This window comes from Verrucosispora sp. TAA-831 (assembly GCF_050780145.1).
Taxonomy (GTDB): Bacteria; Actinomycetota; Actinomycetes; order Mycobacteriales; family Micromonosporaceae; genus Micromonospora.
The window spans coordinates 4,387,512-4,401,220 of record NZ_CP192240.1 but is presented as its reverse complement, the minus strand read 5'-3'; the positions used below and the strand labels follow the sequence as shown (position 1 = coordinate 4,401,220).

The window sequence follows — 13,709 nt, the reverse complement described above, 5'->3', positions numbered from 1 at the left end:
GTCACGATGACCGTCTCCCCACTCGGGCGCGACATCGATCGCGTCGACGGCCGGGCGAAAGTCACCGGCACCGCCCGGTACTCGGCCGACTATCCGGCCTCGGAGCCTCGCGCGAAGGTGGCGCACGCCCACCTGGTCGTCAGCACCATCGCGCGGGGTTCGATCTCCGCGATGGACACCGTCGCGGCGCAGAACGCGCCGGGCGTCATCGGCGTCTACAGTCCGTTCCACAAACTCGGGCTCCAGCCGGTGCCCGGCGCCGGGGAGAACTACGCGCCCCTGCAGGACACCCGAGTGCGGTTCCGGGGGCAGATCATCGGCATGGTCGTCGCCGAGACCTCCTGGCAGGCGCGGGAGGCCGCAGGGCTGATCACGACAACCTACGACGAGCAGCAGCCCCGTACGTCGCTCGCCGACGAGCCTCGCGTACCGGCCGCCGTGGCGCCCGGCCAACCCCCGGCGAGCGCCACCGTCCTCGCTCCGGGTGTCGCCTCGATCGAGGCGGCGTTCGCCGCCAGTGACGTCGTGGTGGAGGCGTCCTTCCATCAGCCGACGCAGCATGCCGTCCCGATGGAGCCCCATGCCGTTCTCGCCGAGTGGAACAGCGACCACACCCAGTTGACGTTGTACAGCGGCGCTCAGTTGCCTCACATCGCCGCCTTGGGGGCAGCTATCCGACTCGGCATCCCGCCGACCGGGGTGCGGGTGATCACCCCGTACGTCGGCGGTGGGTTCGGCAGTCGCGTGATTCCGTGGTACGACGTCCCCCTGGCCGCGGCCGCGGCCCGTGAGCTGAACCGTCCGGTCCGGCTGGTCCTGCCCCGGGAGCAGGTCTTCACCGTGATCGGCCACCGCAGTGCGGTCGACCAGACCGTCAAGCTGGGCGCCTCCCGGGACGGCGTGCTCAACGTGGTGAGTCACGCCAGCGACGCCGTGATGCCGTTCGTCGGCTACTGGTCGATGCGGCCGGCCATCGAGACCTCGGCCGTGCTGTACAAGACTCCGAACCTGCATTTCGACGAGCGGCAGGTCCTGCTCGACGTGCCCCCCACCTGCGCCATGCGGGCACCCAACGAGGCTCCGGGCGCCTTCGCGCTGGAGACCGCGATGGACGAACTCGCCGTCGCCACCGGCATCGACCCGGTCGAGCTACGGCTGCGCAACTACGCCACCACCGTGCCCGGCACGGGCGCACGTTGGTCGAGCAAACATCTCGACGACTGTTACCGCGTCGGCGCCCGCCGATTCGGCTGGTCGGCCCGACGCGCCAGGCCGGGCAGCCGGGTCGACGGGCAGTGGCTGGTCGGGATGGGGATGGCCACGGCCATCTACCCGGGACGCCGGATCCCGGATCCCGTCCAGGCCCGGGTCCGGCTGCTCGACGACGGCACCGCCCTGGTCTCCTCCGCAACCGCTGATCTGGGCACCGGCGCGACGACTCTGCTGGCGATCACCGGAGCCCACGAGCTGGGCATCCCGCTGCGTCGGGTCAAGCCCGAACTGGGTGACACCGCCCTGCCCCAGGGGGCACCGGCTGTGGGTTCCATGGCCACCGCCAGTACCGTGCCGGCGGTCGAAGCCGCCGTCCACGCTGCGGTCGCCGAACTCGTACAGGTCGCTGTCACGGATCCGCGGTCACCGTGGCACGGTGCGAACAGCGAGGAACTGGCGTACGAGAAGGGCCAACTGCGGGGGAGGGGCCGTTCGATGCCCTTCGAGCGTCTGCTGCGGACGGTCGGTCGTCGAAGCGTCGAGGCAACCTCGACGGTTCAGCCCGGCTCGGAAGCGACCGAGTACATGTACCACAGCTTCGGCGCGCACTTCTGTGAGGTCAGAGTCAACAGGTACACCGGGGAGCCCCGCGTCACCCGCTTCACCACGGTGGTGGACGCGGGCCGGATCGTGAACGCCCAGGCCGCCCGGAGTCAGCTCGTCGGAGGCGTCATCTTCGGCATCGGTCACGCGCTGCTGGAGGACAACCCGCTCGAACTCGACACCGGGCGGTTGGCCGGCAGCAACCTGGCGGACTACATGGTCCCCGTCAACGCCGACATCCCCGCCATCGACGTCCACTTTCTCGACCGTCCCGACCCCGTCATCAACCACCTTGGCGCTCGGGGTCTCGGCGAGCTCGGCACCGTCGGCTCCGCAGCCGCTGTGGGCAACGCGATCTACAACGCCACCGGCAAGCGGATCCGCAGTCTGCCCATCACCCTCGACAAGCTGCTGTGAGGCACTCAGGAAACCCAAAGCGAGGCGCCATTGCAGAACGATACGGATCAAGCTTTGGCCTCGCTGCGGACAAACGTGTGGTGGGCTGGGGGCCTTGTCGGGCACACTCGTGATCATGCTGGCGTCAGGTCGTAGCGTCACGGATCTGGTCACTGCGTACGCGCGGGGAGAGCGGAGCAGGCTGCTGTTCTTCTGGGGGCACCAGCCGGAGCGCGACGGCCGCGTCGGCGCTGGATGCCTGAGCCAGTGGTGGCCATCGCCTTTCACCGTCGACGGGATCGCATTCGCGACCGCTGAGCACTACATGATGTGGCGCAAGGCCACCTTGTTCGGTGATGAGGGGATAGCCGAGCGGGTACTCGCCGCGCCGCACCCGCACGCGGCCAAGTCGCTCGGCGGCCGGGTCGCCGGCTTCGATCAACGGACCTGGGACGAGCACCGCTTCGACATCGTGGTAGCCGGCAACCTGGCCAAGTTCCGGCAGCACGCAGCACTGCGCACATTCCTGCTCGCAACCGGACGACGGGTGCTCGTCGAGACCAGCCCGGTGGACCGGATCTGGGGCATCGGGCTGACTCGAGACGACCCTGCCGCCGCCGATCCTGCCCGGTGGCAGGGCCTCAACCTGCTCGGGTTCGCGCTCATGCACGTGCGCGACGCCCTCCACGAGGAGTCGCGGCGGTAATCGTCGACCGCCGTCGTCCCGGCCAGAGCGGCGACGAGATGCCGCACCCAAGGCCCGTTGGTGGCCCCGAGGGAGGAAACCTACCGGTACGCCGCAGCCAGCCGAACGAAGCCTTCATCGAGCGTCACCTGCGGTGACCAGCGCAGTGCCTCGCGGGTCCGGCGTTGGTCGAACCAGTGTGCGGTGGACAACTGCTCGGCCAGAAACCGGGTCATGGGCGGTTCGTCGGTGCGCCCAAGCGCCGACCACAGCCACTCCACTGCGGAGCCGCCGGCCTTGGCTGCCGCCACCGGCACCCGAAGTCTCGGTGGCGTCGTCCCGGCGGCGACGCAGATCCGCTCGACGAGTTCGTGCACCGTCCGTGGCTCGCCGTTGGTCACGACGAAGGCCCGCCCGTGTACGTCCGCCTCGGGCACCCGGTCGAGTGCGGCGACGAGGGCGTCGACGGCGTTGTCCACGTACGTCGTGTCGATCATTGCGGTTCCCTGACCGACCAGCGCCAGCCGGCCGGCCCGGGCCCGCTCGACGATGCGGCCCACCAACTGGGTGTCACCCGGTCCCCAGACCAGGTGGGGGCGGACCGCGACCACGGCGAAGTCGGGCGAGTCGGCGGCCAGCGCGAGCAATTCCGCCGAGGCCTTGCTGCGGGCGTAGTTTCCCCGGGCCCGCTCGGGGTCGGCTGCGCCGGCGTCGACGCCGACCAGACCAGTGCCATGATGAGCGACCGACGGCGAGGACACGTACACGAATCGCGTCACTCCGGCTGCCCGGGCGGCGGCGAGCACGGTGGCGGTACCACTGATGTTGATGTGCTCGAACTGTCGCCACGGGCCGGTCATCGACACCTTCGCGGCCAGGTGGACCACGGCGTCGACCCCCTCCGTGGCCGCCCGTACGGCCTCTGGATCGGTGATGTCGCCGCAGCGCTCGTCGACCCCGACCAGGCCGCTGGGTCGACGTTGCAGGACGCGCACCTCGTCGCCGCGCATCCGCAACGCGGTGGCAGTGGTGCCGCCGAGCATGCCGCTGGCACCGGTGACCAGGATTCTCACAGCCCGGTGACCCTTCCGCCGGCGAGCACTCGTTCCGCCCAGCCCCGTAGCCGCGTGCGGTCGATCTTCGAGTTGTGGCGGATGTCGGTGGGCAGGGACGGGACCACCAACACGGCCGCGACCGGCGGCACGGCCGCGGCACGTACCGCGTCGGTCAGTTCCCGGCTCGCCAGTCGGGCATGGCGGGTCCCGGGCAGGGTCTCGGCGATGACCACGACCTTCGCCACACCGGGCGGCCCCACACCGACCACTGCGGCCCGCGCGATCTGCGGCACCGATTCGACCTGCTGCTCGATCCCGACCGGGGCGAGCACGCCGTCGGAGGTGAGCAGGATGTGGGCCAGCCGACCCTGCACCCACAGCCGGCCTTCGGGATCCAGGTAGCCCACGTCGCCCGTGCGGTGCCAGCCGGGATTGCGGGAGCTGTCCCGCTCGGTCAGCCAGAGCCCGTCGTACCGATCCTTCACATGCCCGGCCCTGACGAGGATCTCGCCGGTCAGCCCAGGAGCGCAACCGGCGTGCTCGGAAGGCGTACCGGTCGAGTCCAGGGCCGCGATCGCCACCTGAACGCCCGGCAACGGCCGGCCGACGCACACACCGTCACCCGGCTCGGCATCGACGATCTCGTCCAGGGTGATGTCGGTGACCGGGAGGACCTCGGTCATCCCGTAGGGCGTGTGCGGCTGGGCCTTGGGCATCAAGGCCCGCATCTGTGTGAGCAGCGCGGCGGGCACCGGCGCGCCCGCGCTCAGCAGCAACGTCACCTCCTCCAACGCGGCGCGCTGGCGATCGTCCACCACGTCGCCGGTGTCGACCACGTTGCGTAGCGCGGCCGGTGAGGCGAACACCGCCGTCGCGTCGACTGCGGCCACCGCCTCGGCCAGAGCGGCGGCGGTCAACGTCCGTGGGGCGGTGACCCTCATGTCCGGAATCGCCGACGGGGCACCGAGAGCCGGCCCGAAGAGTGCGAACGGCGCGAAAGCCGCCACGATTCCGGCGTCGGCGTTCACGCCAAGGCCGAACAGCGCGTCACGCATCGCGGCAAGCTGGCGGTGGGTGTAGACCACACCCTTCGCCGGCCCGGTAGAACCGGACGTGAACAGCACGGCCGCGTCGTCGTCCGGCTCTGGCGCGGCCGGCAGGTCCCGGACATCGGCACCGAGGCGGGCGAGCTTGCCCAGGGTGAGCGCGCCCAGCACGGCGGCGCCAGGTCCGGCCCCGAGTGGCCTTCCGGGCCAGCGCAGGGCGCGGGCGAGAGCGAGTCCGGGGCCGACGGCCACGAGGTGCGAGGGGTCCGCGCTGCGCAGCGCTCGGCTCATGCCGCCCAGTCCCAGCCCCGGATCGGCCACCACGATCACCGCACCGATGCGAAGGCACGCGTAGACGGCGGCGGTCAGATCGGCGCCGGGCGGTACGAGCAGTGCCACCCGATCGCCGCGACGCACGCCGGAGGCGGACAACCCGGCCGCGATCTCCCGAATGCGTCGCCACAGCAAGGACCAGCTTATCTGCCGGCCGTTGTTCGCCAGCTCGACCAGAGCGACCGACCGGTCCTCGGCACGCTCTGCCAGTGCCGCCCACAGCGGGCGGCACGGCACCGCCGGTTCCGGCGTCGCGATCGGCTCGGCAGGCCGGCGGTCCAGGTCGCCCAGCCACTGCACGACCGCACCGGCGACATCGGCGTCCTCGGTGAGCAGGTGACCCGCGCCTTCGAATCGGTGTACCTGTGCATGCGGCAGCCGGTCGCGCAGGTCGCGCAGGTGCACCTCGCCGAAGACCGGGTCGCGTGGTCCCCACAGCAGCAGTGTCGGTATCCCCGCCAGCGTGTGCAGACGCTGCGCGACTCCTTGCAGTGCCCGCCAGCTCGGGTGCTCGGGACCGAGTGGGATGTCCGCGACGAAGCCGCCGATCGCCGCCCGTCGCTCCACCCCGCGGTACGGAGCGAGATAGCCCTCTCGGACAGGCTTCGGCAGCCACGGGTTCGCCAATGCGAGGGTGGCCTGCAGGAACGTCTGCGTCCGCACGGTCACCGCCGGCAACACGCCGGGCAGCCGGGCCAGGCGAATCAGGGCGGGCGCCGGCGACCCACTCGGCTGGTGCACCGCGGTGTTGGTCAGCACGACACCACGTAGCTGATCACGGTGACGCAGCGCCCAACCCAACGAGATGGACCCGCCCCAGTCGTGCCCGACTGTGACGACCGGCCCGGTGATGCCGAGCGCGTCGGTGACCGTGGTGAGGTCGTCGATCCGCTGCGCCAGCCCGCGTACGGTGCCAGTCCGCTCCGAGAACCCCATGTCCAGGTGGTCCACGGCGACCACCCGCCATGACGGAGCGTCAGCCCGTTGGAACCGGGCCAGCAGGTGCCGCCACAGGTATGACCAGGTGGGATTGCCGTGCACGCACAGCAGCGTGCCGATGGGCGGGATCTCGCTACCCGAGTCCGTAGCGGCGGTGTCCAGGACATGCCAGGTGCGCTGCACGCCCTGACTGTCCGTCGCAGTGACCCACCGGGACCAGGCACTGTCCAGACCGGGTAACCCGAGCGGCGGCGCTGCCCGTCGACTGCTCACCACACGACCTCCAGCGCGCACGTGTTCAGGCCGGAGCCGACCCCCATGCACAGCACCCGGTCACCGGAGTGGAGCGATCCGGCGTGGTGGGCCAGGGTCATCGGTAGCGACGCCGGGCCGACGTTTCCCCACAGCGGGAACGTCGCCGGGACCCGCCGCGGGTCAAGGCCGAGCCGCCTGACGACGCCATGCGTGTGGGCTGCCGAAACCTGATGCATGACGTAGAGGTCCATGTCCTGCCAGTCCCACGACCCGGCATGTGCCCAGGTCGCCTCCGCGAGGTCCACACCCGCGTCGAGGAGCCCCTTCGCATCGGTGCGCATCCGCGTGTTGTCCCCGACGCACAGCTCGTGATGCTGGGTGGCAGCCCTGCTCACACCGCCGATCAGCCGGTGCTCCTGTTGATGGCTGCCAGCGGCGGCCAACACCATCGCGGCCGCGCCCGAACCGAGGGTCAACGTGGCGAACTGCTCCCGGACGTCGTCGCGGGTGGAGTCGGATCTCCGTAACCGCTCGATGGTCACCTGTTGGGCCTCGCGGGAACTCTCGCCGGCCACGACCAGCGCGTACCGGATCTGCCCGGCGTCGATCATGTTGGCAGCGACCTGGATCCCGTTGACGAATCCGAGGCAGGCGTTGGCGATGTCGAAGTTCAAGGCCGACGGCGGCAGGTCCAGAGCGTGATGGATCGAGACCGCCGTCGATGGCTCCAGATGTGCGCGGGACACCGACGTGTTGATCAACAGGCCGACGTCACGCGCGTCGACACCCGCCTCGGACAGCGCCTTGGCCCCGGCTGTCGCCGCCGCCTCGGCGAATCCGTAGCCCTCCGGCCACCAGCGCCGCTCCTGCACCCCGGCGATCCGCTGAAGCATCCCTGGGCGCAGTCTCAGCCGCCGGAAGGTCTCGCTCAGCTGCTCATCGAACTGATCAGAGGTGACGATGACCGGCGCCTCCAAAGCCGTAACCGACAGTATCGCCGTGTTCGCGTAGCGATACTCAGCGTTGCCATGCGTCATCCAGCCTCCGCCCGTCGCTCACCCTGAGGGCTCGAAGCTATCCACTCGGCCCCCCGCGCACCAACGGTCAGTCGGCATCGCGGCGAACGTCACTCACCGCCGCGCACCGTCGACAGGACGCGGTCCGCCCGTTCGCCCGCGAGGGGCGACTGCGACCCGCAGGTGCACGCGCTGCGTCCGGCCATTGCGCCCGTCGTCGAGGATCTCGCGGCAGTTTGGCGCGCACCGGCCGGTGTTGTGGCGGGGGCAGCGGGTGTGGGCGTCCCCCAACAGCGGATCGACCGAGCGGCGTCCGCCGACATCGGCCCGGTGCACGCCGCCGAAGGCCCCGTGGCGGGACCTGCCGCAGCGTTACGGGCCGTGGAAGACCGCGCATGAACGACTGCGGTAGCTCGCGCCCATTCTGTTGACGGTGCCCGGGAACTCGGTAAGCGGGTCGGCGGGTTTCAGGTGATGGTGACGCTGATGCTGTGCCAGCCTGTGGCGCCGTCGGGGTATGGCGTCCTGCGTCGCTCCGGCTGGGTGGCGCCGGTGCTGTCGGATGCGCGGACGCGGATGGTGTGACTACCGGGTGTGGCTGGCCAGCGGTACGCCCATTGCCGCCACAGGTCCGGTGACGGTCCTGCGGCGAGGCGTGCGGCCTGCCACGGCCCGTCGTCGACCTGCACCTGCACGGCGGTGATGCCGCGACGTTGGGCCCAGGCGACCCCGGCGATCATGACCGGTCCGGCGGGGCGTCGGGCGAAGGGTTTGGGGGTGTCGATGCGGGAGGCGGTCTTGACCGGTGCGTCGTGTGCCCAGCCGCGTTCGACCCAGTACGTGTCGAAGGCGTCGAACGTGGTGACGGTCATCGCGGTGAGCCACTTGCAGGCGCCGACATAGCCGTAGAGGCCGGGGACGAGCATGCGTACCGGGAATCCGTTCTCCAGGGGGAGAGGTTCGCCGTTCATGGCGACGGCGAGCATGGCGTCGCGGCCGTCGAGGATCGCCACGAGTGGGGTGCCGATGGTCATGCCGTCGACGGACCGGCTGACGAGTTGGTCCTGGCCGGGTCGGATGCCGGCCTCCCGGAGCAGGGGAGCCAGCGGCACTCCGCTCCAGCGGGCGGTACCGATGTAGGGACCACCGACCTCGTTGGAGACGCAGTTGAGGGTCAAGTCACGTTCCATCAGTCCCCGGGCCAGCAGCTCGTCGAAACGCCACGTCCGAGGCCGATCGACGGCGCCGTCCAGGGTCAACCGCCAGCGGTCGACGTCGACTTGCGGGACGGCGAGGGCGGTGTCGACGCGATAGAAGTCCCGGTTCGCGGTGATGAACGGTGCCACGCCGTTCACCCCGGCGGACGTGTCGGCGGGCAGCCTCGCCGCGGGCTGGATCGGTGCGGGAAGGACGACGGTGGCGCGGGAGCGGCTGCCGGCGGCGTTGCGGGCGGCGAGCGTCGTCCCGGCGGTGGCCGCGCCGGCCGCGGTCGCGGTGGTGCCGGCGGCTGTGGCGAGGAACTGACGGCGGTTGAGCAGCCGGGGTCGTCCGACGGTGCCGGGGGAACTGGTCGTGGCGGTGCGGAGCAGCAACAGCATCGCGGCGGCGGCGACGGCCGCGCCGCCGAGTGTCGGCAGGGTGTCCAGTGCGGTGGCGGTGGGGCGGGTGAGGATCGCGGTGACGCCGATGCCGGTGAACGCGGCCAGTCCGAGCAGGCCGTAGCGGCGCCTCTGGAACGCCGCCACCCCGATCGCCGCCGCCGCGGCGGTCAGCACGGTGTAGACACCAGTCAGAAGGACGAGCTTGTCGGCGGTGCCGAAGGTGCGGATCGCCCAGGCCTTGACGGGTTGGGGGGCGGTGTCGATGGCGGTGGCGCCGACGGCCAGCACCGGATCGGAGGCCGGGCCGAGGAACGCGGCGGCCAGCCGGGCGACGCCCAGTGCGACGGCGGCGGCCAGCACGCCGACCAGGACGGCGCGGGGATGCCACCGGTGGGGTCTGGGGCGCGGCCCCGACCGGCGGTCCACCGGTCGGGGCCCGGTCTGTGTGGACATCGTCAGCTCGTCGGCATCAGGACGGTGTCGACGATGTACACGGTGGCGTTGGCGGTGGAGACGTTGCCGCAGACCACCGTCGAGGTGTCGTTGACGGTGAACGAGGTGCCGCTGCCGGTCACCGTGATCTCTCCGCCCTGCATGGTCTCGTGTGTGCCGGCGATGGTGTCCGGGGACAACTGACCTTCCACCACGTGGTACGTCAGCACGTCCTTCAGGGTCGCGTCGTCGGCGAGGACCTTGTCCAGGTCGGCCTTGGGGATCTTGCCGAACGCGTCGTTGGTCGGCGCGAACACCGTGATGCCCTGCGCACTGTTGAGCGAGTCGACCAGGTTGGCCTTGTCCACTGCGGTCACCAGCGTCGACAACAGAGGGTTACCCGAGGCGGCGGTCGCGACCGGCACCTTGGCCATGGCCTCGAAGCTGCCCGGGTTCGCCGTGTCGGTGGGCACGGCGGCGCAGCCGGGACCGAACTGCGCCGCCGCCGCCGACGGTGACGCCATGGGGGCACTGGCCGACATGCTCGGGGCGGTGCCGGTGTCGGCGGTGTCGGTACCGCTGTCGCCGTCACCGCAGGCGGACAGGGCAAGAACGGCGATCGCGCCGACGGCGACGAACGTACGCCGAGACATATGAGCTCCTCACATCCGGGGTTGGTGGTGCGTTCACCGGTGCTTCGGAGCCCGACGCCGAGCGGATGGCCGCCGAACGCCAATTTCTTTCTGCCGGCTCGTCCACGGTGTCTCAGGCCAGTGCCGCCCCGATCACCGCAGCGCCACCTGGACGACGACGTCTGTCGGTGCGGGCGAGCCGGATGCGGGCTCGTTGGACACGCCGAACGCCGCGACGTCGGTCAGCGGGCCGACGAGGGTGGTCGTGGCCGTGCTTCCGGCGGGGAGCAGGCCGACCTCACGCGGTGCTCCGGCCGACGGGATCAGCCACAGTTGATAGGCCCGGCCGGCACCCGGATCGGGTAGCTCCCGCAGCACGGCAACTGCCTGGTCCCGCTGCGCGGACGACACCACGGTGGCGCTGCCGCCGCCGTCGATGGCCTCCTGGTGGACACGCGCGTCGCCGGCAGCGACCACCTCGGCGATCTGGCGGGTACGGTCGTCGACCGGCTGCTCCTGCCGATCGCGGTCGTCGACGACCGTCCAGGTGACGATGCTCGCGCCGGTCGCTGCGACGGCGGCAATCGAGGCGGCGGCGACCCACTGCCGCCATCGCGGCGTCGACGCGGTGCGGCGGCTCTCGACGGCGGTGACGCGTTCCTGCGGAGTCCGGGCCACCTGCGCCAGGGTCCGCTCTCTGAGTCCTGCGGGCAGCGCCGTGCCGTCGGGTGTGTCGTCGGCGAGTCGGGCGGCGGTCTCCCGCAGTTCGGCCACCTCCAGGCGGCAGGTGTCGCATTCGCTGAGGTGCCGCTCGAACCCGGCCCGTTCCACCTCGTCGACGGCATCGAGGGCGTACGCGCCGGCGAGGGTGTGGATGTCGCTGTTCATGCCCGCTCTCCCATCGTGACGCCGAGGCAGTCGCGCATCCGGATCAGTCCGTCCCGCATGCGTGTCTTCACCGTGGGTAGTGGTGTGTCCAGCCGCTCCGCGACCTCCCGGTAGGTGTAGCCGCCGTAGTAGGCCAGCGTCACCGCCTCGCGCTGCAGGTCGGTCAACCGCCCCAGGCACCGGCGGACCTGTTCCCGGTCCAGCCGGGCGCTGACCGCCTCGGCCACCTGGTCGTGTGGCACCTCCACGTCGGTCGCCGCGACGCGCTGCGTCCGGTCGGCCAGCGCCTGCTCCGAACGGACCCGGTCCACCGCCCGCCGGTGCGTCAGCGTCAACACCCAGGCCAGCCCGGATCCCCGTTCGGCGTCGAAGCGGGCTGCGGTACGCCACACCTGCACCATGACCTCCTGCGCGACCTCCTCGGCGAGCTGCGGGTCGCGCAGGATGCGGCGGGCCAGGCCGAGAACTCTGCCCGCCACCGCGTCGAACAAGTGGGCGAAGGCCGTCTCGTCGCCTCGCCCGACCTGTCGCAGCAGGTCTTCCACGCTCGGGGCTTGTGGCGGAGTCACCGACACCGGTCGCCATCGCCGAACCCGTTCAGGGCCCGATTCCGCCATCGTCTGTCCCCTCTCCGTGCGCGCATACCGCTCCCGTCTTGTTCGAGGCGGCATGCCCGATCGGATGGGTCGCCACCACATGCCGCACCATCGGTCGCGGCAGGGTCACTCTCCGCCACATTCTTCCTGATGGGCTCGACGTGACCTCGACACCCATCCGGCTGGCCACCGGCTACGAAGACGTCTCGTGATGGAGGATGCGCAGCTTATCGGGCGGTACCGGCTGATCCGATGCATCAGCCGGGGTGTCGCGGGCCGGTTGTGGCTGGCCCGGGACGAGTTGTTGGACCGCGACGTCGCGGTCAAGGAGGTGCTGTTCCGCGTCGGGCTGACCGAGCGGGAGGGTGCGGAGCTGCGGGAGCGGACCCTGCGGGAGGCGCAGGCGGCGGCCCAGTTGGTGCACCCGAACGTGGTGTGGGTCTACGACGTGATCACGGTCGAGGACCGGCCGTGGATCGTGATGCAGCACGTACCCTCACGATCCCTGCATCGGGTGCTCACCGACGACGGGCCGCTGCCGGTCGACGCCGTGGCGCGGATCGGCGTCGAGTTGGTGGGGGCGTTGGGCGCCGCGCATCGGGCGGGGGTGCTGCACCGCGACGTCACCCCCCGCAACGTGCTCATCGCCCGCGACGGGCGGGCCCTGCTGGGAGGCTTCGGGTCCGCGGTGATCGAGGGCGAGGCGGCGGTCAGCCAGTCGTGGGGGATCACCACCTCGCCGCAGTACGTGGCACCGGAGCGGGTCCGCGACGGCGTCTCCTCGCCGGGGGCGGACCTGTGGGCGCTCGGAGCGACCCTGTACGCCGCCGTGGAGGGCCGCCCGCCCTACAGCCGATCCGGGCTGGTGCAGACGCTGATGGCGCTGGCCACCGATCCGCCGGACCGGATGCAGCGGGCCGGACCGCTTGCGCGGGTCATCGAGGGACTACTCGAACGGGACGTACGCCAGCGGATGAGTGCCGCCGAGGTGACCCGCAGGTTGCGGAAGATCACTGGGCCGATGGTGGCGCCGTCGTACCCGCACGCGAGAGGCGTCGCACCCGCCGGTGACCCTGGCCGCCAGCGGGGGCTGCCGGACGCCGCCCACGACGCGACCCGCACCCTGCCCACCACGTGGCCGGCCGACCGCACCCGGGTACTTGGTGCCGACACCGGGTCCGGCGACACGACGCAGGTGCCACCCGCGAGCGACACTCCGGCCGACCGAAGGACACCGGCGGCGCGGCTGCGAGCACTCGCCACGGCCGACGGTCGGACGGGCCTGCGCAGCGCGATGACCCTCGTGGCCGCGGTCGCGGCCCTGGCGGCGGGTAGCGGCCTGGCCGTGGTCGGTGCGCAGCGCACCCTCGACGGCTTCCACGGTGCCGTCACCGGAACCGGCGGCGGCACACCCGTCGGCGGCGGGCAGCCACCGGTCGGCACCTCGGCGAGCACGATCCCGGCGGCAGCGTGTCTGGCCCCACCTCAGCAACCACCTCGCGTGGTGTCCGAGGATGCGTCCGCACGCGGCGACCGTTCCGTGCCGCCGGACTGGTCGTGGCACGCCGACGAGGAGGGCTTCGGCATCGCGGTGCCACCAGGGTGGCTCCGCTTCACCGACGGTGACGTCGTCTGCCTCCAGGATCCACACCAGGACCGACTGCTGGCCGTGGACCTCACGGTGCGGAGACGGACGATCCCGAGCGATCACTGGAGCGCCGAGGCCGACCGCCTGACCGAGGCCGGCGCGCTGCCCGGCTACCTGAAGATCAGCATCGGCCCGCTGATCCGGCCCGGCGGCGCCGCCGAGTGGGAATACACCTGGGACAGCCCCGACGGCCAGCGGCAACACGCCCGCCGGCTGCTCGTCAACGGCACCGACCCAGGACAGGCGTACGCACTGACCTGGACAACCCCCGACGCCACCTGGACCGACAGCGAATCCGTCTACCGCGTCCTGTCCGGCAGCTTCCGCCGCTCCGCGTGAATGCTGGGCGGGATCGGACCCATCCGACCCTCG

The 13,709-nt window shown here is 71.3% G+C and carries 10 protein-coding genes; 3 read left to right on the top strand and 7 right to left on the bottom strand.

The window, feature by feature from the left end:
• Positions 1-6 precede the first annotated feature (6 nt).
• Together ACQVFL_RS19645 and ACQVFL_RS19640 are read left to right on the top strand one after the other, a co-directional pair.
• Positions 7-2,232, top strand: coding sequence for a xanthine dehydrogenase family protein molybdopterin-binding subunit (locus ACQVFL_RS19645; RefSeq protein ID WP_431727257.1), 2,226 nt, complete (start codon positions 7-9; stop codon positions 2,230-2,232).
• Between the two features lie 115 nt (positions 2,233-2,347).
• Positions 2,348-2,917 (top strand): NADAR family protein, encoded by a 570-nt coding sequence (locus ACQVFL_RS19640; RefSeq protein WP_431727256.1) that lies wholly within the window; start codon positions 2,348-2,350, stop codon positions 2,915-2,917.
• A gap of 80 nt (positions 2,918-2,997) precedes the next feature.
• On the opposite strand, the gene ACQVFL_RS19635 is transcribed toward ACQVFL_RS19640, so the two are convergent.
• The 7 genes from ACQVFL_RS19635 to sigK all read right to left on the bottom strand — a co-directional run bounded on the left by ACQVFL_RS19635 (position 2,998) and on the right by sigK (position 11,710).
• Positions 2,998-3,969, bottom strand: coding sequence for an NAD-dependent epimerase/dehydratase family protein (locus ACQVFL_RS19635; protein ID WP_396697080.1), 972 nt, complete (start codon positions 3,967-3,969; stop codon positions 2,998-3,000).
• Positions 3,966-6,452, bottom strand: coding sequence for an alpha/beta fold hydrolase (locus tag ACQVFL_RS19630; protein ID WP_396697082.1), 2,487 nt, complete (start codon positions 6,450-6,452; stop codon positions 3,966-3,968). Before ACQVFL_RS19630 ends, ACQVFL_RS19635 begins: the two co-directional genes overlap by 4 nt.
• An 86-nt stretch (positions 6,453-6,538) precedes the next feature.
• On the bottom strand, positions 6,539-7,561 hold the full coding sequence (locus ACQVFL_RS19625) for a 3-oxoacyl-ACP synthase III (RefSeq protein WP_396697084.1): 1,023 nt from the start codon (positions 7,559-7,561) through the stop codon (positions 6,539-6,541).
• A gap of 446 nt (positions 7,562-8,007) precedes the next feature.
• Positions 8,008-9,594: a molybdopterin-dependent oxidoreductase gene (locus ACQVFL_RS19620; RefSeq protein WP_431727255.1), complete on the bottom strand. Its 1,587-nt coding sequence runs from the start codon at positions 9,592-9,594 to the stop codon at positions 8,008-8,010.
• A 2-nt stretch (positions 9,595-9,596) separates the two neighbouring features.
• Positions 9,597-10,226, bottom strand: a complete 630-nt coding sequence (locus ACQVFL_RS19615; RefSeq protein WP_396697087.1) for a fasciclin domain-containing protein — start codon at positions 10,224-10,226, stop codon at positions 9,597-9,599.
• Between the two features lie 132 nt (positions 10,227-10,358).
• The gene (locus tag ACQVFL_RS19610) at positions 10,359-11,093 is read right to left on the bottom strand and encodes an anti-sigma factor (RefSeq protein ID WP_431727254.1); all 735 of its coding nucleotides are present in this window, start codon (positions 11,091-11,093) and stop codon (positions 10,359-10,361) included.
• Positions 11,090-11,710 (bottom strand): ECF RNA polymerase sigma factor SigK, encoded by a 621-nt coding sequence (sigK, locus tag ACQVFL_RS19605; protein ID WP_396697091.1) that lies wholly within the window; start codon positions 11,708-11,710, stop codon positions 11,090-11,092. Before sigK ends, ACQVFL_RS19610 begins: the two co-directional genes overlap by 4 nt.
• A gap of 190 nt (positions 11,711-11,900) precedes the next feature.
• Here sigK and ACQVFL_RS19600 point away from each other — a divergent pair, with 190 nt between their 5' ends.
• Entirely contained in the window at positions 11,901-13,676 is a 1,776-nt protein-coding gene (locus tag ACQVFL_RS19600) for a serine/threonine-protein kinase (protein ID WP_431729854.1), read from the top strand.
• The last annotated feature ends 33 nt before the right edge of the window (positions 13,677-13,709 follow it).

Excerpts from the sequence above, each read along its gene's own strand:
- ACQVFL_RS19645 (WP_431727257.1), top strand. The coding sequence starts at position 7 with ATGACCGTCTCCCCACTCGGGCGCGACATCGATCGCGTCGACGGCCGG.
- ACQVFL_RS19640 (WP_431727256.1), top strand. The coding sequence starts at position 2,348 with ATGCTGGCGTCAGGTCGTAGCGTCACGGATCTGGTCACTGCGTACGCG.
- ACQVFL_RS19625 (WP_396697084.1), bottom strand. The coding sequence starts at position 7,561 with ATGACGCATGGCAACGCTGAGTATCGCTACGCGAACACGGCGATACTG.
- ACQVFL_RS19620 (WP_431727255.1), bottom strand. The coding sequence starts at position 9,594 with ATGTCCACACAGACCGGGCCCCGACCGGTGGACCGCCGGTCGGGGCCG.
- ACQVFL_RS19615 (WP_396697087.1), bottom strand. The coding sequence starts at position 10,226 with ATGTCTCGGCGTACGTTCGTCGCCGTCGGCGCGATCGCCGTTCTTGCC.
- ACQVFL_RS19610 (WP_431727254.1), bottom strand. The coding sequence starts at position 11,093 with ATGAACAGCGACATCCACACCCTCGCCGGCGCGTACGCCCTCGATGCC.
- sigK (WP_396697091.1), bottom strand. The coding sequence starts at position 11,710 with ATGGCGGAATCGGGCCCTGAACGGGTTCGGCGATGGCGACCGGTGTCG.
- ACQVFL_RS19600 (WP_431729854.1), top strand. The coding sequence starts at position 11,901 with ATGGAGGATGCGCAGCTTATCGGGCGGTACCGGCTGATCCGATGCATC.